General features: G+C 52.8%; 20 protein-coding genes. 12 read left to right on the top strand and 8 right to left on the bottom strand.

From position 1 onward, the window contains the following. From EFER_RS12665 to wzz(fepE), 3 genes are all read left to right on the top strand, one after another. Window positions 1-219 carry an MbtH family protein gene (locus EFER_RS12665; protein ID WP_000885807.1) on the top strand — a complete coding sequence of 73 codons (219 nt, stop codon included), beginning with the start codon at window positions 1-3 and terminating at the stop codon, window positions 217-219. Then, on the top strand, window positions 216-4,097 hold the full coding sequence (gene entF / locus EFER_RS12660) for an enterobactin non-ribosomal peptide synthetase EntF (RefSeq protein WP_000077689.1): 3,882 nt from the start codon (window positions 216-218) through the stop codon (window positions 4,095-4,097). Before EFER_RS12665 ends, entF begins: the two co-directional genes overlap by 4 nt. A gap of 245 nt (window positions 4,098-4,342) precedes the next feature. Next, window positions 4,343-5,482 carry an LPS O-antigen length regulator Wzz(fepE) gene (wzz(fepE), locus tag EFER_RS12655; RefSeq protein WP_000096781.1) on the top strand — a complete coding sequence of 380 codons (1,140 nt, stop codon included), beginning with the start codon at window positions 4,343-4,345 and terminating at the stop codon, window positions 5,480-5,482. 34 nt (window positions 5,483-5,516) lie between these two features. Here wzz(fepE) and fepC read toward each other — a convergent pair whose 3' ends face one another. Genes fepC through fepD form a run of 3 tightly spaced genes read right to left on the bottom strand, consistent with a single transcriptional unit; the run spans window position 5,517 to window position 8,307 of the window. Continuing rightward, complete coding sequence (fepC, locus tag EFER_RS12650) at window positions 5,517-6,317, bottom strand: iron-enterobactin ABC transporter ATP-binding protein (RefSeq protein ID WP_000140651.1); 801 nt, start codon at window positions 6,315-6,317, stop codon at window positions 5,517-5,519. Further along, on the bottom strand, window positions 6,314-7,306 hold the full coding sequence (gene fepG, locus EFER_RS12645) for an iron-enterobactin ABC transporter permease (RefSeq protein ID WP_000640941.1): 993 nt from the start codon (window positions 7,304-7,306) through the stop codon (window positions 6,314-6,316). The genes fepC and fepG overlap by 4 nt, the downstream gene beginning before the upstream one ends. Further along, the gene (gene fepD, locus EFER_RS12640; protein ID WP_015953599.1) at window positions 7,303-8,307 is read right to left on the bottom strand and encodes a Fe(3+)-siderophore ABC transporter permease; all 1,005 of its coding nucleotides are present in this window, start codon (window positions 8,305-8,307) and stop codon (window positions 7,303-7,305) included. Before fepD ends, fepG begins: the two co-directional genes overlap by 4 nt. Window positions 8,308-8,417: 110 nt before the next feature. Here fepD and entS point away from each other — a divergent pair, with 110 nt between their 5' ends. Next, window positions 8,418-9,668: an enterobactin transporter EntS gene (gene entS / locus EFER_RS12635; protein WP_001041789.1), complete on the top strand. Its 1,251-nt coding sequence runs from the start codon at window positions 8,418-8,420 to the stop codon at window positions 9,666-9,668. 3 nt (window positions 9,669-9,671) lie between these two features. On the opposite strand, the gene fepB is transcribed toward entS, so the two are convergent. After that, entirely contained in the window at window positions 9,672-10,628 is a 957-nt protein-coding gene (fepB, locus tag EFER_RS12630) for a Fe2+-enterobactin ABC transporter substrate-binding protein (protein ID WP_001234290.1), read from the bottom strand. A 188-nt stretch (window positions 10,629-10,816) separates the two neighbouring features. Between fepB and entC the strand changes: the two genes are divergently transcribed. The 7 genes from entC to EFER_RS12595 all read left to right on the top strand — a co-directional run bounded on the left by entC (window position 10,817) and on the right by EFER_RS12595 (window position 18,256). Beyond that, complete coding sequence (gene entC, locus EFER_RS12625) at window positions 10,817-11,992, top strand: isochorismate synthase EntC (protein WP_015953598.1); 1,176 nt, start codon at window positions 10,817-10,819, stop codon at window positions 11,990-11,992. Between the two features lie 9 nt (window positions 11,993-12,001). Continuing rightward, the gene (gene entE, locus EFER_RS12620; RefSeq protein ID WP_000026790.1) at window positions 12,002-13,612 is read left to right on the top strand and encodes a (2,3-dihydroxybenzoyl)adenylate synthase EntE; all 1,611 of its coding nucleotides are present in this window, start codon (window positions 12,002-12,004) and stop codon (window positions 13,610-13,612) included. 13 nt (window positions 13,613-13,625) lie between these two features. Then, complete coding sequence (gene entB, locus EFER_RS12615) at window positions 13,626-14,483, top strand: enterobactin biosynthesis bifunctional isochorismatase/aryl carrier protein EntB (RefSeq protein WP_001007116.1); 858 nt, start codon at window positions 13,626-13,628, stop codon at window positions 14,481-14,483. Beyond that, window positions 14,483-15,229, top strand: coding sequence for a 2,3-dihydro-2,3-dihydroxybenzoate dehydrogenase EntA (gene entA / locus EFER_RS12610; RefSeq protein WP_000347647.1), 747 nt, complete (start codon window positions 14,483-14,485; stop codon window positions 15,227-15,229). Before entB ends, entA begins: the two co-directional genes overlap by 1 nt. Before the next feature lie 2 nt (window positions 15,230-15,231). After that, window positions 15,232-15,645: a proofreading thioesterase EntH gene (gene entH, locus EFER_RS12605; RefSeq protein WP_000637953.1), complete on the top strand. Its 414-nt coding sequence runs from the start codon at window positions 15,232-15,234 to the stop codon at window positions 15,643-15,645. Window positions 15,646-15,825: 180 nt separating this feature from the next. Further along, a complete protein-coding gene (gene cstA, locus EFER_RS12600; protein WP_001043157.1) occupies window positions 15,826-17,931 on the top strand; it encodes a pyruvate/proton symporter CstA in 2,106 nt (701 codons plus the stop codon). 127 nt (window positions 17,932-18,058) lie between these two features. Further along, complete coding sequence (locus EFER_RS12595) at window positions 18,059-18,256, top strand: YbdD/YjiX family protein (RefSeq protein WP_000460431.1); 198 nt, start codon at window positions 18,059-18,061, stop codon at window positions 18,254-18,256. 9 nt (window positions 18,257-18,265) lie between these two features. On the opposite strand, the gene hcxA is transcribed toward EFER_RS12595, so the two are convergent. Next, entirely contained in the window at window positions 18,266-19,354 is a 1,089-nt protein-coding gene (gene hcxA / locus EFER_RS12590) for a hydroxycarboxylate dehydrogenase HcxA (RefSeq protein WP_001120469.1), read from the bottom strand. A gap of 108 nt (window positions 19,355-19,462) precedes the next feature. Between hcxA and ybdL the strand changes: the two genes are divergently transcribed. Further along, window positions 19,463-20,623, top strand: a complete 1,161-nt coding sequence (gene ybdL, locus EFER_RS12585) for a methionine-oxo-acid transaminase (RefSeq protein WP_000183896.1) — start codon at window positions 19,463-19,465, stop codon at window positions 20,621-20,623. On the opposite strand, the gene EFER_RS12580 is transcribed toward ybdL, so the two are convergent. From EFER_RS12580 to citR, 3 genes are all read right to left on the bottom strand, one after another. Next, on the bottom strand, window positions 20,624-21,253 hold the full coding sequence (locus EFER_RS12580) for an IbrB-like domain-containing protein (protein WP_077626270.1): 630 nt from the start codon (window positions 21,251-21,253) through the stop codon (window positions 20,624-20,626). Continuing rightward, window positions 21,238-22,449, bottom strand: a complete 1,212-nt coding sequence (locus tag EFER_RS12575; protein ID WP_000022145.1) for a phosphoadenosine phosphosulfate reductase — start codon at window positions 22,447-22,449, stop codon at window positions 21,238-21,240. Before EFER_RS12575 ends, EFER_RS12580 begins: the two co-directional genes overlap by 16 nt. A gap of 107 nt (window positions 22,450-22,556) precedes the next feature. After that, entirely contained in the window at window positions 22,557-23,495 is a 939-nt protein-coding gene (citR, locus tag EFER_RS12570) for a DNA-binding transcriptional repressor CitR (protein ID WP_024256502.1), read from the bottom strand. Between the last annotated feature and the right edge of the window lie 148 nt (window positions 23,496-23,643).

The following is a 23,643-nucleotide window of genomic DNA, read 5'->3' as shown; positions in this document are numbered from 1 at the left end:
ATGGCATTCAGTAATCCCTTCGATGATCCGCAGGGCGTGTTTTACATTTTACGCAATGCGCAGGGGCAATTCAGTCTGTGGCCGCAACAGTGCGCCTTACCGGCAGGCTGGGATGTTGTGTGTCAGCCGCAGTCACAGGCGTCCTGCCAGCACTGGCTGGACGCCCACTGGCGTACTCTGACACCGGCGAATTTCATCCAGCAGCAGGAGGCGCAATGAGCCAGCATTTACCTTTAGTTGCCGCACAGCCCGGCATCTGGATGGCAGAAAAACTGTCGGATTTACCCTCCGCCTGGAGCGTGGCGCATTACGTTGAGTTAACCGGAGATGTTGATGCGCCATTACTGGCTCGCGCGGTGGTTGCCGGATTAGCGCAAGCAGATACGCTGCGGATGCGTTTTACGGAAGATAACGGCGAAGTCTGGCAATGGGTCGATGATGCGCTGACGTTCGAACTGCCAGAAATTATCGACCTGCGAACCAACATTGATCCGCACGGTACTGCGCAGGCATTAATGCAGGCGGATTTGCAACAAGATCTGCGCGTCGATAGCGGTAAACCTCTGGTTTTTCATCAACTGATACAGGTGGCAGATAACCGCTGGTACTGGTATCAGCGTTACCACCATTTGCTGGTCGATGGCTTCAGTTTCCCGGTCATTACCCGCCAGATCGCCAACATTTACTGTGCATGGATGCGTGGCGAACCAACACCGGCTTCGCCGTTTACGCCTTTCGCTGACGTGGTGGAAGAGTACCAGCAGTATCGCGAAAGCGAAGCCTGGCAGCGTGATGCGGCATTCTGGGCGGAGCAACGTCGTCAACTACCACCGCCCGCGTCACTTTCTCCAGTCCCTTTACCGGGGCGCAGCGCCTCGGCAGATATTTTGCGTCTGAAACTGGAATTTAACGGCGGGGAATTCCGCCAGTTGGCTACGCAACTTTCAGGTTTACAACGTACCGATATAGCCCTTGCGCTGGCGGCTTTGTGGCTGGGGCGATTGTGCAACCACATGGACTATGCCGCCGGATTTATCTTTATGCGTCGACTGGGCTCAGCTGCGCTGACGGCTACCGGACCTGTGCTCAACGTGTTGCCGTTGGGTATTCACATTGAGGCACAAGAAACGTTGCCGCAACTGGCAGCCCGACTAGCGGCACAACTGAAAAAAATGCGTCGTCATCAACGTTACGATGCCGAACAAATTGTCCGTGACAGTGGGCGAGTCGCAGGAGAGGAACCGTTGTTCGGTCCGGTACTCAATATCAAGGTGTTTGATTACCAACTGGATATTCCTGATGTACAGGCGCAAACCCATACCCTGGCAACCGGTCCGGTTAATGACCTTGAACTGGCGCTGTTCCCGGATGAACACGGTGATTTGAGTATTGAGATCCTCGCCAATAAACAGCGTTACGATGAGCCAACGTTAATCCAGCATGCTGAACGGCTGAAAATGCTGACGGCGCAGTTTGCCGCGGATCCGGCGCGGTTGTGCGGCGATGTCGATATTATGCTGCCAGAAGAGTATGCACAGCTGGCGCAGATCAACGCCACTCAGGTTGAGATTCCAGAAACCACACTGAGCGCGCTGGTGGCAGAACAGGCGGCAAAAACGCCGGATGCTCCGGCACTGGCAGATGTGCGTTACCAGTTCAGTTATCGGGAAATGCGCGAGCAGGTGGTGGCGCTGGCGAATCTGCTGCGTGAGCGCGGCGTCAAACCTGGCGACAGCGTAGCGGTGGCACTACCGCGCTCGGTCTTTTTGACTATGGCGCTACATGCGATAGTTGAAGCAGGTGCGGCCTGGCTACCGCTGGATACGGGCTATCCGGACGATCGCCTGAAAATGATGCTGGAAGATGCGTGTCCGTCACTGTTAATCACCACCGATGATCAACTGCCGCGCTTTAGCGATATCCCCAATTTAACCAGTCTTTGCTATAACGCCCCGCTTACACCGCAGGGCAGTGCGCCGCTGCAACTTTCACAACCGCACCACACGGCTTATATCATCTTTACCTCCGGTTCCACCGGCAGGCCGAAAGGGGTGATGGTCGGGCAGACGGCTATCGTTAACCGCCTGTTATGGATGCAAAACCACTACACGCTCACAGGCGAAGATGTTGTTGCCCAAAAAACGCCGTGCAGTTTTGATGTCTCGGTGTGGGAGTTTTTCTGGCCGTTTATTGCTGGGGCGAAACTGGTGATGGCTGAACCGGAAGCGCACCGCGATCCGCTCGCTATGCAACAATTCTTTGCCGAATATGGCGTAACGACCACGCATTTTGTGCCGTCGATGCTGGCGGCGTTTGTTGCTTCGCTGACGTCGGAAACCGCTCGCCAGAGTTGCGCGACGTTGAAACAGGTTTTCTGTAGTGGAGAAGCCTTACCAGCCGATTTATGTCGCGAATGGCAGCAGTTAACTGGCGCGCCGTTACATAATCTTTATGGCCCGACGGAAGCGGCGGTGGATGTGAGCTGGTATCCAGCCTTTGGTGCTGAACTTGCAGCGGTACGCGGCAGCAGTGTGCCGATTGGCTACCCGGTGTGGAACACGGGCCTGCGCATTCTCGATGCGATGATGCATCCGGTGCCGCCGGGTGTGGCAGGCGATCTCTATCTCACCGGTATTCAACTGGCGCAGGGGTATCTTGGACGACCCGATCTGACAGCCAGCCGCTTTATTGCCGATCCTTTCGCGCCAGGTGAACGGATGTACCGTACCGGAGATGTTGCCCGCTGGCTGGATAACGGCGCGGTGGAGTATCTCGGGCGTAGTGATGATCAGCTAAAAATTCGTGGTCAGCGGATTGAACTGGGCGAAATCGATCGTGTGATGCAGGCGCTGCCGGATGTCGAGCAAGCAGTTACCCACGCTTGTGTGATTAATCAGGCGGCAGCCACCGGAGGGGATGCGCGTCAACTGGTGGGCTATCTGGTGTCGCAATCGGGCCTGCCACTGGATACCAGCACATTGCAGGCGCAGCTTCGCGAAAAATTGCCACCGCATATGGTGCCCGTGGTTCTGCTGCAACTGCCACAGTTACCACTTAGCGCCAACGGTAAGCTGGATCGCAAAGCCTTACCGTTGCCGGAACTGAAGGCACAAGCGCCGGGGCGTGCGCCGAAAGCGGGCAGTGAAACGATTATCGCCGCGGCGTTCTCGTCATTGCTGGGTTGTGACGTGCAGGATGCCGATGCTGATTTCTTTGCGCTTGGCGGTCATTCACTACTGGCAATGAAACTGGCTGCGCAGTTAAGTCGACAGTTTGCCCGTCAGATGACGCCGGGGCAGGTGATGGTCGCGTCAACCGTCGCCAAACTGGCAACGGTTATTGATGGTGAAGAAGACAGCTCCCGGCGCATGGGATTTGAAACCATCCTGCCGTTGCGTGAAGGTAATGGCCCGACGCTGTTTTGTTTCCATCCAGCATCTGGTTTTGCCTGGCAGTTTAGCGTGCTCTCGCGTTATCTAGATCCTCAATGGTCGATTATTGGCATCCAGTCTCCGCGCCCTCATGGCCCCATGCAGACGGCGGCAAACCTGGATGAAGTCTGCGAAGCGCATCTGGCAACGTTACTTGAACAACAACCGCACGGTCCTTATTACCTGCTGGGGTATTCGCTGGGCGGTACGCTGGCGCAGGGAATAGCGGCAAGGCTGCGTGCCCGTGGCGAACAGGTAGCATTTCTTGGCTTGCTGGATACCTGGCCGCCAGAAACGCAGAACTGGCAGGAAAAAGAAGCTAATGGTCTGGACCCGGAAGTGTTGGCGGAGATTAACCGCGAACGTGAAGCCTTCCTGGCGGCACAGCAGGGGAGTACTTCAACGGAGCTGTTTACCACCATTGAAGGCAACTACGCTGATGCAGTGCGCTTGTTGACCACTGCTCATAGTGTACCGTTTGACGGCAAAGCGACGCTGTTTGTTGCCGAACGTACTCTTCAGGAAGGAATGAGTCCCGAACGGGCCTGGTCGCCGTGGATAGCCGAGCTGGATATTTATCGTTTAGATTGTGCGCATGTGGATATTATTTCCCCTGGTTATTTTAAACAAATAGGACCATTAATAAGGACATCAATTAATAACTAACAGTACGTTAATAAAGAATTTGTAATAATCCCACGGAAAACCATAATCCGACTAAATGATTATGGTTTTTTTATTCTTAAGAGTTATTAATTTCTCTGAGACCTGCTCCATTGCTGGGGTTGCTGAGTTTGCTACTCATTTTGGGGTAAAAATAGTGAAAGAGTTCTTTCGGATAATTCTCAGATCCTGTTAGAATATTATATTCACCGTTGTGCTTTTATAGACTCAAACCTCAGGTTTCACACATGTCATCATTAAATGTAAATCGAGAAAAAGACTCGGATTTCGTCGGCTATGCATTACCTTCGCCTGACAGAAATGAAATAGATTTATTACATCTTATTGACGTTCTTTGGCGGGCAAAGAAGCAAATTATTGCCATTAGTTTTGCATTTGCTTGTGCCGGAATATTAATTTCCTTTTTGTTGCCACAAAAATGGACCAGTGCAGCGGTAGTCACTCCTGCAGAAGCCGTGCAGTGGCAGGAACTGGAAAGAACATTTACCAAATTACGTGTACTGGATGTCGACGCTGGTATTGATCGTAGCAGCGTATTTAACCTTTTTATTAAGAAGTTTCAATCTCCTACACTGCTGGAAGATTATCTCCGCTCCTCACCTTATGTTATGGATCAACTGAAAGGAGCTGAAATTGATGAACTGGAGTTACACCGGGCTATTGTTGCGCTCAGCGAGAAAATGAAAGCGGTGGATGAGAACTCCAGCAAGAAGAAAGATGAAACTGCGCTCTATACTGCCTGGCGTTTAAGCTTTACTGCACCGACAAAAGAAGAAGCACAGCAGGTTCTGGCAGGTTATATCCAGTATATTTCCAATCTGGTGGTTACAGAATCACTGGAGAATATCCGTAATAAACTGGAAATTAAAACCCGTTTTGAGCAAGAAAAACTGGCTCAGGATCGTGTGAAAATACGTAATCAGTTGGATGCAAATATTCAACGACTGAATTATTCGCTCGACATTGCCAACGCTGCCGGGATTAAAAAACCAGTTTATAGCAACGGACAGGCAGTAAAAGACGATCCAGAATTTTCAATTTCTCTCGGTGCCGATGGTATTCAGCGTAAACTGGAAATCGAAAAAGGCGTTACAGACGTAGCCGAACTGAATGGCGATTTGCGTAATCGACAGTATTACGTAGAGCAACTCAAAAAGCTGAATGTTAGCGATGTCAAATTTTCACCGTTTAAATATCAGATGAAACCATCATTGCCGGTGAAGAAAGATGGTCCGGGGAGAGCGATTATTGCCATTCTGGCAGCGCTTGTGGGTGGAATGGTTGCTTGTGGTAGTGTACTGATGCGTAACGCCATGCTTTCTCGCAAGATGGAGAAAGCCATTACGGTAGATGAACAGTTAGTGTGATGACAACCGGGGAGCGGTAATGCGCTCCCTTTTTTCATTTTTTATTTCTCCCGAGCGGCACTACAAGCGGTGTTCCGGCTACCGGATCGTCAATTATCATGCAACGCAAACCATAAATACGCTCGATCAATTCAGCAGTGACAATCTCTTTCGGTGCTCCCTGAGCGACAATTTTCCCTTCCCGCAATGCAATCAAATGGCTGGCGTAACGACAGGCCTGATTAAGATCGTGCAGTACCGCCGCCAGAGTATAGCCTTTCTCGCGGTTCAGTTCGCTTAGCAGTTCCAGTAGATCAATCTGATGACTGATATCCAGCCAGGTCGTTGGTTCATCGAGCAGCATAATTGCCGTTTCCTGGGCCAGCACCATCGCGATCCACGCTCGCTGACGTTGTCCACCGGAGAGGGTATCAACGCTTTGATTTGCCAGATGAGTTATTCCTGTGGCCTGCATCGCTTTCGTTACCGCTTCTTCATCTTCTTTACGCCAGCGGGTAAACAGCGGTTGATGCGGGTAACGCCCGCGCGCTACTAACTCCTGCACGGTGATATCTCCCGGCGTGGTGGCGTTTTGCGCCAGTAAACCAATCCGGCGTGCGACCTCTTTACTGGCGTAATGTTGAATGTGCTCGCCATCCAGCCAGACATGCCCGTGAGCAGGCGTCATCAGGCGGCTTAAGGTACGCAGTAACGTGGATTTACCGCAGCCATTTGGCCCGATAATTGCCGTGAAGTGACCATCAGGAATTTCTACAGTCAGATTTTCCGCAACGGTATATTTGCCATATCCTAGGGTTAACTGTTCGCCACGCAAACGGGCTACTGATTCGGTCATTTTTTGCGAGACTCCTGAATTAACAAGACGATAAGGTAAATACCGCCGAGGCTGACGGTAACGACGCCAACCGGAAGTTGATACGGCATAAACAGTTGCTGAGCACAGAGATCGGCTGCCAGCAGTAACAGCGCACCGCACAGCGCCGCCTGGGTTAGCCCCCAGCGAGCGGTGCCGCTGATGCGGCGGGCAATGTGTGGCGCGACTAAAGCAATAAAGGAAATCGGCCCCGCCAGGGCAGTGGCAGCTGCGGTAAGTACTACGGCGACCAGCATCATTAATAGACGCGAACGTTCGACGCTGACGCCTAACGCACACGCGGTGTCATCACCCATCTCCAGCAAGCGCATCCGCCTTACCAGTAAGGCGGCGGCAATTAGCATCAATATAATGATGGGCGCGGAGGGCGAGGTTTTTGCCCACGTCAGGCCATTGAGCGATCCGGCATTCCACAAACCCGCTGTTAACGCCGTTTCTAAAGACGCTTTCAGCAACAGCCAGGTATTAAAGGCCACCAGCATGGCGCGAACGCCGATGCCGATAATAATCAACCGAAAGGTGTCGATACCGTTACGCCAGGCAAGCAACCAGACCAGCAGCGAAGTGATAATGCCGCCCGCCATTGCTGCCAGCGCGATAGCCGTCAGGTCCTGACCAAACAGCACCATCGCCACCAGCACGCCGCTCCACGCTCCGGTGTTAAAGCCCATTACGTCAGGGCTGCCGAGTGGGTTACGCATCAACGACTGAAAAATCGCGCCGCTGACGCCCAGTGCCGCACCAATCAACAGCGCCATTAGTACCCGCGGTAAACGCCATTCGGTGACCACCATTGTCATACTGCGCGGTGCGTCACCCATCAGCGCGGCAAATACCTGCGAGGTTTCCAGCGTGACGGCACCGCTGCGTAATCCCCACACGCTTGCCATCACACAGGCTATTAGCAACAGCAGACAGGTGATAATTAATCGACGAGAGACGTAAATCATGCGCCACCTCGCGTTTTACGTCGTACAAGGAAGATCAGCACTGGTGCGCCAATAAAGGCACTGACTACAGAAACGCGCAGTTCGCCGGGAACAATCACACGCCCGATAATATCGGCAAACAGCAGCAGGGCTGGTGTGGCGAGCAGCGTGACGGGCAGCGACCAGCGATGATCGGCTCCAACCAACCAACGTGCCATGTGCGGCATCATCAGGCCAATAAAAGCAATCGGGCCAACTACCGCCGTCGCACTACCACAAAGCACGGTAATCGTCAGCAGACCAATCAACTGTGTGCGCGCCACGCGACTGCCCAGCGCCGTCGCGGTGTCACTGCCAAGGCTTAAACTGTTCAGCGCGCGGCTCAGTAATAGTGCAGTTGCTCCAGCGATCAGCACCGGGATCAGCACTACTTTTAAGGTGTGTAAATTACGAATATCCAGCGAACCGGCTTGCCAGAAACGCAGTTGATCGTAGACGTCGGGATTAAGCAGGGCGATGCCGCTGGTCAGCCCTTCCAGCACTGCCGCCAGCGCCACGCCCGCCAGAGTTAAACGCACCGGACTTAACTGCCCACCGCCCTGGCTGCCAGTAAAGGCAACAATCAACGAGGCCACCAGCGCCCCGGCGAAGGCCATCGCTAGTTGTTCCTGCGCGGATGAGTAACCAAACAGCGCCGCGCCCAGCACAATGGCAAAGCTGGCCCCGGCGTTCACGCCAAGCAAGCCGGGGTCGGCAAGTGGGTTTCGGGTGAGGGTTTGCATTAACGCCCCGGCAAGGCCAAGCGCGCCGCCTGCCAGTAAACCGGCAAGGGTACGCGGCAGTCGCGCGTCGAGCACGATGGTGCAGTCGGCGCTCTGGCAGGTGCCGGAGAGGGCCTCCAGCACTACGGAAGCGGGGAGTGATTTTGCCCCAATGAGCAGGCTTAATGCCGTCGCGATAATCAGTAATAACAGCAATCCGGGCACGGCAATGGCGCGTGTCACGGCAACAGAACCAGACATACGAACTTCCATGATAATGAAATTAATTATCGTTATCGATCTTATTTGGATATGTTAGCATGTGCAGCCTAAGAATAGGTATTTAAAATATTTGATGGCAAGGCATTGTAATGAATAAACAATCCTGGCTGCTTAACCTCAGCCTGTTGAAAACGCACCCGGCGTTTCGCGCAGTATTCCTCGCTCGTTTTATCTCTATTGTTTCTCTGGGTTTGCTCGGCGTCGCGGTGCCAGTGCAGATCCAGATGATGACGCATTCTACCTGGCAGGTGGGGCTTTCGGTGACGCTGACCGGCGGCGCGATGTTTGTTGGCCTGATGGTCGGCGGTGTGCTGGCGGATCGCTATGAACGCAAAAAAGTGATTTTGCTGGCGCGCGGCACCTGTGGCATTGGCTTCATTGGACTGTGCCTTAATGCACTGCTGCCGGAGCCGTCATTGCTGGCAATCTATTTACTTGGTTTATGGGATGGTTTTTTCGCATCACTTGGCGTTACGGCGCTACTGGCGGCGACACCAGCACTGGTAGGGCGTGAAAACCTAATGCAGGCCGGGGCGATCACCATGTTGACCGTGCGGCTGGGATCGGTAATTTCGCCCATGATTGGCGGCTTACTGCTGGCGACTGGCGGCGTAGCCTGGAACTACGGGCTGGCGGCGGCGGGCACGTTTATTACCTTGCTACCATTGTTAAGCCTTCCGGCGCTACCTCCGCCACCGCAACCGCGTGAGCATCCGTTGAAATCATTACTGGCAGGATTTCGTTTTCTGCTCGCCAGCCCGCTGGTGGGAGGGATTGCACTGCTGGGGGGATTATTGACGATGGCGAGCGCGGTACGGGTACTGTATCCGGCGCTGGCTGACAACTGGCAGATGTCGGCGGCACAGATTGGTTTTCTCTATGCGGCGATCCCGCTCGGTGCAGCTATTGGCGCGTTAACCAGCGGGAAGCTGGCACATAGCGCGCGACCAGGGTTATTGATGCTGCTCTCCACGCTGGGATCGTTCCTCGCCATTGGTTTGTTTGGCCTGATGCCGATGTGGATTTTAGGCGTGGTTTGCCTGGCGCTGTTCGGCTGGCTGAGCGCGGTTAGTTCATTGCTGCAATACACAATGCTGCAAACGCAAACCCCGGAAGCGATGTTAGGGCGGATTAACGGTTTGTGGACGGCACAAAACGTGACGGGCGATGCTATAGGCGCAGCGCTGTTGGGTGGTCTGGGAGCGATGATGACGCCGGTGGCCTCCGCAAGCGCGAGTGGTTTTGGTTTGTTGATTATCGGCGTGTTGTTGTTGCTGGTACTGGTGGAGTTGCGTCGTTTTCGCCAGACGCCGCCGCAGGTGACAGCGTCTGACAGTTAATGCTTAGAACAGCGCCTTAAGCCGATCCAGCACTTGCATGGCGCTGTAGTAATCCAGTCGGAACGTCTCGGTTCCCAGCGCATAAACCTGCTTGTTTTGTACTGCAGGCAGGTGTGCGAGCAGTGGATTGGCATAAATCGCATCGGCGTCTTTCTGATCACCGGCGAACAGGAATAGCGACTCGCCATTTAACCCTGCCGCCAGATTTTCCCCACCAAGCTGAATGATGTCATGGCGTTTGCCCTGGCTTTGGCTGGCGTTTAAGCCTGCGGGCAACCTGGCCAGCGTAAAGCCGAGTTGTTCCAGCATCTGCCCTTGTGCTGATTCAGCTGTCCAGAGATTGGCACTGTGCGCGGCGGCGGTATAGACAATGGCAGTGACCGGCTGCGGCGGTAATTTGATTTGCTCTTTCGCCGCCGCCAGTTGCTTATCAAACTGCGCAATCCGCTCTGCCGCTTGTTTCTCATGCCCGGTAATTTCGCCAAGCTGCGTTAACAGCGACTGCCAGCTTTTGTCGTCGTAATTGATGATTAACGTCGGGGCGATGGTGGAAAGCTGATCGTACAGCGCCAGCGCCGAATCGCCGCCGGTTGCGCTAATTAAAATCAGATCCGGCATTTGCGCGGCCACCGCTTCGGCGTTCGGTTCGCCGATATAGAGACGTTGCAGTTTGCGTTCTTTCGCCACCTTGCTCCACTGGCGTAAAAAGCCCTGGTCATCCGCTACGCGGTTATTCGGCGTGGTCGCGCCGCTGGCGATCACTGGTGCATCAATCGCCAGCAGTGAGCCGGTCAGGGTGACGCTGGTGGAAACAATACGCTGCGGCGGGCTTTCCAGGGTATGAGTACCACGACTGTCAGTAATCTGACGCGGCCAGTCGGCAGCCTGAACTGCGGATATTCCTGAAAGCAAAAGTCCTGCTAAAAGAAGGGCGTTGTGGTAGAGCGGGGCGAGTCTCACAAATCAGCTTCCTGTGATTAATGAAGTTAATGCTTCTCATTTTCATTGTAACCACAACCAGATGCAACCCCGAGTTGCAGATTGCGTTACCTCAAGAGTTGACATAGTGCGCGTTTGCTTTTAGGTTAGCGACCGAAAATATAAATGATAATCATTATTAAAGCCTTTATCATTTTGTGGAGGATGATATGGATACGTCACTGGCTGAGGAAGTACAGCAGACCATGGCAACACTTGCGCCCAATCGCTTTTTCTTTATGTCGCCGTACCGCAGTTTTACGACGTCAGGATGTTTCGCCCGCTTTGATGAACCGGCTGTGAACGGGGATTCGCCCGACAGTCCCTTCCAGCAAAAACTCACCGCGCTGTTTGCCGATGCCAAAGCGCAGGGCATTAAAAATCCGGTGATGGTTGGGGCGATTCCCTTCGATCCACGTCAGCCTTCGTCGCTGTATATTCCCGAATCCTGGCAGTCGTTCTCCCGGCTGGAAAAACAGACTTCAGCCCGCCGTTTCACCCGCAGCCAGTCGCTGAACGTGGTGGAACGTCAGGCAATTCCTGAACAAGCTACGTTTGAACAGATGGTTGCCCGCGCCGCCGCACTTACCGCCACGCCGCAAGTCGACAAAGTGGTGTTGTCACGGTTGATTGATATCACCACTGACGCCGTCATTGATAGTGGCGTATTGCTGGAACGGTTGATTGTGCAAAACCCGGTTAGTTACAACTTCCATGTGCCGTTAGCTGATGGTGGCGTCCTGCTGGGAGCCAGCCCGGAACTGCTGCTACGTAAAGACGGCGAGCGTTTTAGCTCCATTCCGTTAGCCGGTTCCGCGCGCCGTCAGCCGGATGACGTGCTCGATCGCGAAGCGGGTAATCGTCTGCTGGCGTCAGAAAAAGATCGCCATGAACATGAACTTGTCACTCAGGCGATGAAAGAGGTACTGCGCGAACGCAGTAGTGAGTTACACGTTCCATCCTCCCCACAATTGCTCACCACACCGACGCTGTGGCATCTCGCAACACCCTTTGAAGGCAAAGCGAATTCGCAAGAAAACGCATTGACTCTGGCCTGTCTGCTGCATCCGACCCCCGCGCTGAGCGGTTTCCCGCATCAGGCCGCGACCCAGGTGATTGCTGAGCTGGAACCGTTCGACCGCGAACTGTTTGGCGGCATTGTGGGTTGGTGTGACAGCGAAGGTAACGGCGAGTGGGTGGTGACCATCCGCTGCGCGAAGCTGCGGGAAAATCAGGTACGTCTGTTTGCCGGAGCGGGGATTGTGCCTGCGTCCTCACCGTTGGGTGAATGGCGCGAAACGGGCGTCAAACTTTCTACCATGTTGAACGTTTTTGGATTGCATTAAGGAGCGAGGATGAGCATTCCATTCACCCGCTGGCCGGAAGAGTTTGCCCGTCGCTATCGGGAAAAAGGCTACTGGCAGGATTTGCCACTGACCGACATTCTGACTCGCCACGCTGCGAGTGACAGCATCGCGGTTATCGACGGCGAGCGGCAGTTGAGTTACCGGGAGCTGAATCAGGCGGCGGATAACCTCGCCTGTAGTTTGCGCCGTCAGGGCATTAAACCCGGTGAAACCGCGCTGGTACAACTGGGTAACGTCGCTGAATTGTATATTACCTTTTTCGCGCTGCTGAAACTGGGCGTTGCGCCGGTGCTGGCGCTGTTCAGTCATCAGCGTAGTGAACTGAACGCCTATGCCAGCCAGATTGAACCGGCGTTACTGATTGCCGATCGCCAACATGCGCTATTTAGCGGGGATGATTTCCTCAACACATTTGTTGCAGAGCATTCTTCCATTCGCGTGGTGCAACTGCTGAACGACAGCGGTGAGCATAACTTGCAGGATGCGATTAACCATCCGGCTGAGGATTTTACTGCCACGCCATCTCCTGCTGATGAAGTGGCCTATTTCCAGCTTTCCGGCGGCACCACCGGCACACCGAAACTGATCCCGCGCACTCATAACGACTACTACTACAGCGTGCGTCGTAGCGTCGAGATTTGTCAGTTCACACAACAGACGCGCTACCTGTGCGCGATCCCGGCGGCTCATAACTACGCCATGAGTTCGCCGGGATCGTTGGGGGTATTTCTCGCTGGCGGCACTGTCGTTCTGGCTGCCGACCCCAGCGCCACGCTTTGTTTCCCATTGATTGAAAAACATCAGGTGAACGTCACCGCGCTGGTGCCGCCAGCAGTCAGCCTGTGGTTACAGGCGCTGACCGAAGGTGAAAGCCGGGCGCAGCTTGCCTCGCTGAAACTGTTACAGGTCGGTGGCGCACGTCTTTCTGCCACGCTTGCGGCGCGTATTCCCGCAGAGATTGGCTGCCAGTTACAGCAGGTATTCGGCATGGCGGAAGGGCTGGTGAACTACACCCGTCTTGATGATAGCGCGGAGAAAATTATCCATACCCAGGGCTATCCAATGTGTCCGGATGATGAAGTGTGGGTTGCCGATGCTGACGGAAATCCACTGCCGCAAGGGGAGGTTGGACGCCTGATGACGCGCGGGCCGTACACCTTCCGCGGCTATTACAAAAGTCCACAGCACAATGCCAGCGCCTTTGATGCCAACGGTTTTTACTGTTCCGGCGATCTGATCTCTATTGATCCAGAGGGGTACATCACCGTGCAGGGGCGCGAGAAAGATCAGATCAACCGTGGCGGCGAGAAGATCGCTGCCGAAGAGATCGAAAACCTGTTACTGCGCCATCCGGCGGTGATCTACGCCGCCCTGGTGAGTATGGAAGATGAGCTGATGGGCGAAAAAAGCTGTGCTTATCTGGTGGTAAAAGAACCACTGCGTGCGGTACAGGTGCGTCGTTTCCTGCGTGAACAGGGTATTGCCGAATTTAAATTACCGGATCGCGTGGAGTGTGTAGATTCACTTCCGCTGACGGCGGTCGGGAAAGTCGATAAAAAACAATTACGTCAGTGGCTGGCGTCACGCGCATCAGCCTGAAGGAGAGAACACGATGGCTATTCCAAAATTACAGGCTTACGCACTGCCGGAGTCTCACGATATTCCGCACAATAAAGTCAACTGGACCTTTGAGCCGCAACGTGCCGCGTTGTTAATCCATGATATGCAGGACTATTTTGTTAGCTTCTGGGGCGAGAACTGCCCGATGATGGAGCAGGTGATCGCGAATATTGCGGCACTACGCAACTACTGCAAACAGCACAATATCCCGGTTTATTACACCGCCCAGCCGAAAGAGCAGAGCGATGAAGATCGGGCGCTGTTGAATGATATGTGGGGGCCGGGCCTGACCCGTTCGCCGGAACAGCAAAAGGTGGTGGATCGCCTGACGCCAGATGCCGACGACACGGTGCTGGTGAAGTGGCGCTACAGCGCGTTTCATCGTTCTCCGCTGGAACAAATGCTCAAAGAGAGTGGACGTAACCAACTGATTATAACCGGGGTGTACGCCCACATTGGCTGTATGACCACCGCAACCGACGCATTTATGCGCGATATTAAACCGTTTATGGTGGCAGATGCGCTGGCCGATTTCAGCCGTGACGAGCATTTGATGTCTCTGAAATATGTGGCCGGACGGTCTGGCCGGGTGGTGATGACCGAAGAACTATTGCCTGCACCGATCCCTTCAACCAAAGCGGCGCTGCGAGAGGTGATCCTGCCGTTGCTGGACGAGTCCGATGAACCCTTCGATGACGACAACCTGATCGATTACGGTCTGGATTCGGTGCGCATGATGGCGCTGGCGGCGCGCTGGCGCAAAGTGCATGGCGATATCGATTTTGTCATGCTGGCGAAAAATCCGACCATCGATGCCTGGTGGAAGCTACTCTCCCGCGAGGTGAAATGATGGATTTCAGCGGCAAAAATGTCTGGGTAACCGGTGCGGGGAAAGGTATTGGCTACGCCACGGCGCTGGCATTTGTTGAGGCCGGAGCGAAAGTTACAGGTTTTGATCAAGCGTTCACTCTGGAGCAATATCCCTTTGCGACCGAAGTAATGGATGTAGCCGACGCTGCGCAGGTGGCGCAAGTGTGTCAGCGACTGTTAGCGCAAACGGAGCGACTGGACGTGCTGGTCAATGCGGCGGGAATTTTGCGCATGGGCGCGACCGATCAGCTCAGCAAGGAGGACTGGCAGCAGACTTTTTCGGTTAACGTCGGCGGTGCGTTTAACCTGTTCCAGCAAACCATGAACCAGTTTCGCCGTCAGCGGGGCGGGGCGATTGTCACTGTGGCGTCCGACGCCGCACACACGCCGCGTATTGGTATGAGTGCTTATGGCGCGTCGAAAGCGGCGCTGAAAAGCCTGGCGTTGAGCGTCGGGCTGGAACTGGCGGGTAGCGGTGTGCGCTGTAATGTGGTTTCCCCGGGGTCCACCGACACCGATATGCAACGCACGCTGTGGGTGAGTGATGACGCCGAAGAGCAGCGTATTCGCGGCTTTGGCGAGCAGTTTAAACTCGGCATTCCGCTGGGGAAAATCGCCCGTCCACAAGAGATCGCCAACACGATTTTGTTCCTCGCCTCTGACCTCGCCAGCCATATCACCCTACAGGATATTGTGGTAGATGGCGGCTCAACACTGGGGGCATAAGCATGATCTGGAAACGCCATTTAACGCTCGACGAACTGAACGCCACCAGCGATAACACAATGGTGGCGCATCTGGGAATTGTTTATACCCGTCTAGGCGATGATGTGCTGGAAGCCGAAATGCCGGTTGATACCCGTACTCATCAACCGTTCGGTTTACTACATGGCGGCGCATCGGCGGCGCTGGCGGAAACCCTGGGATCGATGGCCGGATTTATGATGACTCGCGACGGACAGTGCGTGGTGGGCACGGAGCTTAACGCCACACATCATCGCCCAGTGTCTGAGGGAAAGGTACGCGGCGTCTGCCAGCCGCTGCATCTTGGGCGGCAAAATCAGAGCTGGGAAATCGTTGTTTTCGATGAACAGGGGCGGCGTTGCTGCACTTGCCGGCTGGGTACGGCAGTTTTGGGATGAACCCGACAGAATTAAATGAGATTGCAGGAAAATTCGGTTAACGGAGTGATCGAGTTAACATTGTTAAGTTAAATATTGGTTTCAACTCCGATTTACATGGTTGCTGTGTTGTTAAAATGCACAAAGATGTTATAGAAACAAAATGTAACATCTCTATGGACACGCACACGGATAACAACTATGAACAAATCAGGGAAATACCTCGTCTGGACAGTGCTCTCTGTAATGGGAGCATTTGCTCTGGGATACATTGCTTTAAATCGTGGGGAACAGATCAACGCGCTGTGGATTGTGGTGGCGTCGGTCTGTATCTATCTGATCGCTTACCGTTTTTATGGTCTTTATATCGCCAAAAATGTATTGGCGGTTGACCCGACGCGTATGACGCCAGCGGTGCGCCATAACGACGGGCTGGACTATGTGCCGACGGACAAGAAAGTGCTGTTCGGTCACCATTTTGCGGCTATTGCCGGAGCAGGCCCGTTGGTGGGGCCGGTACTGGCGGCGCAAATGGGCTACCTACCGGGGATGATCTGGCTACTTGCCGGGGTGGTTCTCGCCGGTGCAGTGCAGGATTTCATGGTGCTGTTTGTTTCCACGCGCCGTGACGGTCGCTCGCTGGGCGAGCTGGTTAAAGAAGAGATGGGGCCAACTGCCGGGGTGATTGCGCTGGTGGCCTGCTTTATGATCATGGTCATTATCCTTGCAGTACTGGCGATGATCGTGGTGAAAGCCCTGACTCATAGCCCGTGGGGAACGTATACCGTTGCGTTCACCATTCCGCTGGCGCTGTTCATGGGGATTTACCTGCGCTATCTGCGTCCGGGCCGCATTGGGGAAGTGTCGGTGATTGGCCTGGTATTCCTTATTTTCGCCATTATCTCTGGCGGCTGGGTGGCAGAAAGCCCGACCTGGGCACCGTACTTTGACTTTACCGGCGTGCAGCTGACCTGGATGCTGGTGGGTTACGGTTTTGTGGCGGCGGTTCTGCCGGTGTGGTTGCTGCTGGCTCCGCGTGACTACCTCTCTACCTTCCTGAAAATCGGGACTATCGTCGGTCTGGCGGTAGGCATTTTGATTATGCGTCCGACGCTGACCATGCCTGCGCTGACCAAATTTGTAGATGGCACTGGTCCGGTATGGACCGGTAATCTGTTCCCGTTCCTGTTTATTACTATCGCCTGTGGCGCGGTGTCTGGCTTCCATGCGCTGATCTCTTCCGGCACCACACCGAAGATGCTGGCGAACGAAGGTCAGGCGTGCTTTATCGGCTACGGTGGAATGTTGATGGAATCCTTCGTGGCGATTATGGCACTGGTTTCTGCCTGTATCATCGATCCGGGCGTGTACTTCGCGATGAACAGCCCGATGGCGGTGCTGGCTCCGGCGGGGACGGCGGATGTAGTGGCATCTGCTGCGCAGGTAGTGAGTAGCTGGGGCTTTAGCATTACGCCAGATACGTTAAATCAGATTGCCAGCGAAGTGGGCGAACAGTCGATCATTTCCCGTGCGGGCGGTGCGCCGACCCTGGCGGTGGGGATGGCCTACATTCTGCACGGCGCGCTGGGTGGCATGATGGATGTGGCGTTCTGGTATCACTTCGCCATTCTGTTTGAAGCACTGTTTATTCTGACGGCGGTGGATGCGGGTACGCGTGCTGCGCGCTTTATGTTGCAGGATCTGCTGGGCGTGGTTTCTCCGGGCCTGAAACGGACCGATTCACTGCCTGCTAACCTGCTGGCAACGGCGCTGTGCGTGCTGGCGTGGGGTTACTTTCTGCATCAGGGCGTGGTCGATCCGCTGGGCGGTATTAACACTCTGTGGCCGCTGTTTGGTATTGCCAACCAGATGCTGGCAGGGATGGCGCTGATGCTCTGTGCCGTGGTGTTGTTCAAGATGAAACGTCAACGTTACGCCTGGGTGGCGCTGGTACCAACGGCCTGGCTGCTGATTTGTACCCTGACCGCAGGCTGGCAGAAAGCGTTTAGCCCGGATGCGAAAGTCGGTTTCCTGGCGATTGCTAACAAGTTCCAGGCAATGATCGACAGCGGCAATATTCCGTCGCAGTATACTGAGTCACAACTGGCGCAACTGGTGTTCAACAACCGTCTGGATGCCGGATTAACCATCTTCTTTATGGTGGTTGTGGTGGTTCTGGCGCTGTTCTCGATTAAGACGGCACTGGCGGCATTGAAAGAGCCGAAGCCAACGGCGAAAGAAACGCCGTATGAGCCAATGCCGGAAAATGTCGAGGAGATCGTGGCGCAGGCGAAAGGCGCGCACTAAAGTCAGAGTGAGGGGGGGGGGTTGGCATAGTGCCGAGCGTTCCCCTTACTCTCAGCAATTCCAGGCCGGATAAGGCGTTCACGCCGTATCCGGCACTCTACCAGCAACCTGATTACCGGAGGTATTGATGTTTGATTCACTGGCAAAAGCTGGAAAATATTTAGGTCAGGCGGCGAAACTGATGATTGGTATGCCCGATTACGACAACTATGTCGAACATATGCGGGTTAACCATCCTGATCAAACGCCGATGACCTACGAAGAGTTTTTCCGGGAGCGGCAGGACGCGCGCTACGGTGGAAAAGGCGGCGCGCGTTGCTGCTAAATCTGTGCGTCAGACTTTAAACGATTCCACTTTTTCGAACGCTGCACGCAACGTATCTGGTGTCAGCGTGACCGGCAGGTAATGAATGGATTCCGCCGGACGCAAGGTGTGGGCAATCACTTTGTCGATCTCCGCCTGATCATTGATATCCACTTCCAGCTCCGCCAGCGTGGTCGGCAGATGAAAACGCTGATACGCCCCGGTTAATTGTGCCAGCACAGCATCCTGACCCAGCAAGGCGCTTTGCACCAGAATTCCGTAGGCGACTTTGGTGCCGTGGAGAAACTTCTCGGTTTGTGGCAGTACAGTCAGACCGTTATGCACGGCATGGGCCGCCGCCACACGCGTAAAACGATCGCCCAGACCACCGACCATTCCGCCTCCGGCGATAATCGCATCCACCACATCGCAAAATGATCGCGTTAACTGCTGATTTTGCTGATCGGCAAGCGCCTGCTCGCTACTGCTTAACAAGACGTCACGAATGGCCTGCGCATTATTAATCCCCAGCCGTACGGTTAGCGGCAACGTTTCTGGTTGTGGGGCCAGCACCACCGCTTCATACCATTTCGCCAGCGTGTCACCGATTCCCGCCAGCAGATATTCTTGCGGCGCATTGAGGATAATCTCCGGTTCCACCAGCACCATAAAATTGGCGTCGTCGAAAATCTCATAATGTAGCGCCTGTCCGGCATCGTTATACCAGACGGAGAGCGGTGTCCAGGCAGCGCAAGTAGCGGCAATCGTTGGAACGGCAACAAACGGCAGACCGAGACGGCGGGCGAGGGCTTTCGCGGTGTCGAGCAGTGCGCCGCCGCCGACGCCAATCACTACGCTGCGATCGTCACCGGACTCAGCCGCCAGTTGTTGCACATCGCTTTCACTGCAATGACCGCGAAACAAAATATGCTTTGCCCCTGGCAGTTCAAACGCTGGCGGAAGTTTGCATTGCGCAGCCGCAATGGCGCGTTCGCCGTAGATCCACGCTGCGCGAGAAAGCTGTTCATCAGTAAAAAAATCTTGCAGGTGATTGAAACTTCCGGGATGTGAAAAGTAGTTAGCCGGGCCGACGACGACGCGGATAGGATTGTGAGGCATGTTGTGTTGTCCTTATTGTTTTATTTAGACATCTAAACGTCTTGATTGCCAAATACTAGCATCGTGTTATAGTGCCTTCAACACGCAACTTCATCAGGCACAATAAAAATGACAAATAACCCTCTGATTCCAAAAAGTAAACTTCCACAACTTGGCACCACTATTTTCACCCAGATGAGCGCACTGGCGCAGCAACACCAGGCGATTAACCTGTCGCAAGGCTTTCCTGATTTTGATGGTCCGCGCTATTTGCAGGAGCGGCTGGCATACCATGTTGACCAGGGGGCAAACCAATACGCGCCTATGACTGGCGTGCAGGCCTTGCGCGAGGCGATTGCTCAGAAAACGGAACGTCTGTATGGCTATCAACCGGATGCCGATAGTGATATCACCGTAACGGCAGGGGCGACGGAAGCGTTATATGCAGCGATTACCGCATTGGTGCGCAATGGTGATGAAGTGATCTGCTTTGATCCCAGCTATGACAGTTACGCGCCCGCCATCGCGCTTTCGGGGGGAATAGTGAAACGTATTGCACTGCAACCACCGCATTTTCGCGTGGACTGGCAGGAATTTGCCGCATTGTTAAGCGAGCGCACCCGACTGGTGATCCTTAACACCCCGCATAACCCCAGTGCTACTGTCTGGCAGCAGACTGATTTTTCTGCTTTGTGGCAGGCAATTGCCGGGCACGAGATTTTTGTTATTAGCGATGAAGTTTACGAGCATATCAACTTTTCACAGCAGGGCCATGCCAGTGTGCTGGCGCATCCGCAACTGCGTGAGCGGGCGGTGGCGGTGTCATCGTTTGGTAAGACTTATCATATGACCGGCTGGAAAGTGGGCTATTGTGTTGCGCCTGCGCCCATCAGCGCCGAGATCCGCAAAGTGCATCAGTATCTGACTTTTTCGGTGAATACCCCGGCGCAGCTGGCCCTTGCCGATATGCTGCGAACAGAACCCGAACACTACCTTGCGTTACCGGACTTTTATCGCCAGAAGCGCGATATTCTGGTGAACGCCTTAAGTGAGAGTCGGCTGGAGATTTTACCGTGCGAAGGCACTTACTTTTTGCTGGTGGATTACAGCGCGGTTTCTTCGCTGGATGACGTTGAGTTTTGCCAGTGGCTGACGCGGGAGCATGGCGTGGCGGCGATCCCGCTGTCGGTATTTTGCGCCGATCCATTCCCCCATAAGCTCATTCGTCTCTGTTTTGCCAAGAAGGAATCGACGTTGCTGGCGGCAGCTGAACGCCTGCGCCAGCTGTAATTATTTTACTGTCCAGGCACGGGAATATTGACGGTCAGCAAATAACTCTTGCAGGCCGTTAATTTGTTTCAGGCGCAACACTTCGTCGCTGTCCATACCCAGCTCTTTGCCGATTTTATTGTCGTCCCATCCCAACTGGCTGAGTTCACGAACGATTTCTGACATGGCTGTGATTTGGTGGCGGCCACGAGCGCGGTTATGACGAATAGTTGCGGCGATGCGTTCGTGGCGATTGCCATCCAGACAGGTCACTGGCAGATAACCTTTTAGCCTTACACCTAGTGTACCGTTCTCTTTACCCACCAGGTGACGGTGGAAACCATCGACAATCTCATACTCATTTTGGCTGGATGGCGAAACGACAATGGGTTGGGTAAAGCCGTCAGTCTCTATAGAGACCTGTAACAGTCTTTTCTCTGGTGGTGCAACATTATTGGGGTTGTAATTGTTTGGCTTGAGCTGTTCTTTTTTTACCCAGAGCACGCAGTCCACCGGCTCCTCACGGAAAGGGCTGACTTTATGGATCGCCTGGCGAAACTCGTTGATTGCCTCTACTCTTTCGTCTTCTGGCAAACTGGCAAGAAAATGGGTTAACTCCTGCTTTAAATGTTGTTTCATAATATTCCCCAGAGTTTGCGTTTGGCTTTAATTCGTTCGCTATACCGTTGATAATGTTGAGATTTTGTTGGGCTGAATGACAGTGCCCGGCACCAGTAATCGTTATTAAGCAGCACCTTACAAATGCGCCTCCAGGATGGAATATCCTTTGCACCGATATCACCTTGTTGGGTCTGGGGAATTTCGTCCATTCCTTTCTTCTTGTACCATTTCAGGTAAACGGCGATCTTATTACGATAATGCTCTGCGGTATGTTCTGGCATACTGTTGAGTAATAGCAGGGCATACTCCTGCCAGCTAAGGTGATCGGGTTTAAGCAGTTTTCGGTGACCATAAAACTTGTTGTCCTGTCCGGCGTAAATTCCCCCGCTTTTTACGCCACTGACTCGGGCGCACATCTTTGCCCATTGCTCTGGTTCAATGACGTGGTATAACCACAATCCTTGTCTCTGTTCCGGGCCAAAAGGTTCACAAATCCTCATATAGCGTAAGGGAACGCCCGCCTGGTACATTACATTGTACAGAGGATTACAGAGCGAATTGGTTTTTGCATACCATGTCCAGATATCGGCTGTTTTCCAGTCATAAATCGGGTAAATGTACCAGGTGTGACCTCCGGGGGCTAATGTCGTCCAGGGTTTGTCGTCGGCAAAACGTTTCTTGTGCTCAGTGGCGATTGCAACAAAGCGGTTATAGGATTCATCGGCCCGTATACCGATTAGCATTGCTGCCGGACGTTGCTGTGAAAACCAGTCGGCAAATTCGCGAACAAAGTGCTCGAAAGTCATACCTTCCTGGTAAAAAGGAAAGTAATCAGGGGATGTTATGGCTGTCGTAGGAGGCTGGCGAACCCATTCTGTGTCGGGCTCCCAGCACTGCCATTGTGGTTGGTACTGTGATAGAGCATTTTGCGTGGTGAGCGGTAAAGCGATCCAGTAAATGGTATCGATGACGTCAGCATATTGATCATTTATGGCCTGGACATAATTAATGGTGTGATTGAATTGAGCTTCCCAATCAATAAATAAAACGAATATTTTTTTGTTCAACTGACGAGCAAGCTGGGCGGTGAGGTGTAACATCACTCCAGAGTCTTTACCACCGGAAAAGGATACGCAAACGCGATCTAAATTTTTTAGCGTCCAATGAATGCGCTCCCTCGCAGCGTCGAGGACATTAATGAAAAGAGGAATTTTATGAATAGACATCACAATGCTCTCACATAAATTCTGGTTGAATAATGTCAATTATAAGAGATGATGATTCATCATTGCTCTATTATTATTTTTATATACATATAATGAATTCAAGTGATTTAATTATTTGTCGAGTGAATGCTTTTTTGGCTCGATTGTTTCTCGTCTGCAATCCTGGTAATGAAATTTGAAAATGCTTTATTATAAAGTGATGATTTATTGTACGAAATATACAGACGCATTAAAGGGAGAGTATAATCTATCTTTATTTCTCTCAGATTCAGAATGGAACGATATATTTTATAAAGTTTTTGTGGAATGATCCCAATAATATCAGTTTCTGCAATAATATTAATAATAGAAGTTAATGACTGACTGCGGAATGCAATCTTTCGATTTACCATTATTTTATCCATGCGGGACTGATATTCGTCCAATCCAGGTGCTTCAGACATAAGCATAGTAAATTCTTCTTTCAGAATATCATCAAGAGAGCACTCATTTTTCATGCGTGGATGATTATTACGACAAACTAATACATTGCTAATGGACTGAAATGGCATGCAAAGTACGGAGCGATTGATCATAGGAAGCATTGTCACAACCAGATCAGCTTTGCGATGAGCCAGTAACTCTTCTCCGGTTTCGGTTGACGTTAAAATATCATGATATTCGATCTCTACTGATGCTTCCTCACGCAGGCAGGTAATTAAACGGGTGACGTTGAACGTTGAAATCAATTGCGGCCCGTAAATAACAAATTTATTTTTTAGCTCCGATGCATTCATAATATTGATGATTTGCTCAAGCCCATCCAAATTTTTTCCCAGGTGGTGATGCAAATTTATACCGACAATAGTTGGCGATATACCTTTGCCTGCACGAACAAACAATGGATCATTAAACTGCAGTCGTAAACGTTGAAGTGACTGGCTAACTGCTGATGGCGTGATATAAAGAGTTTCCGCAGCTTTACTGATACTTAGATTTTCATAAATACATTCAAAAATAACCAGCAGATTTAAATCGAATTTTTTTAGATCGTACAAATTGGCCATATGTAACTCCTGTTCCCATTTGCCTGCATCCATTTATATTTATTATGAATTAAAAAAATACATTCCTGTTAATTATATAATGGATAGCATACATCGTCAGCGGCGCTAAAATAACACAGTTCTCTATGACTGATGTACAAATAATGCG

Origin of the sequence: Escherichia fergusonii ATCC 35469 (assembly GCF_000026225.1) — a bacterium.
Taxonomy (GTDB): Bacteria; Pseudomonadota; Gammaproteobacteria; order Enterobacterales; family Enterobacteriaceae; genus Escherichia; species Escherichia fergusonii.
Note: the sequence above shows the minus strand (reverse complement) of the source record. Positions and strands in the feature narration are given on the sequence as shown.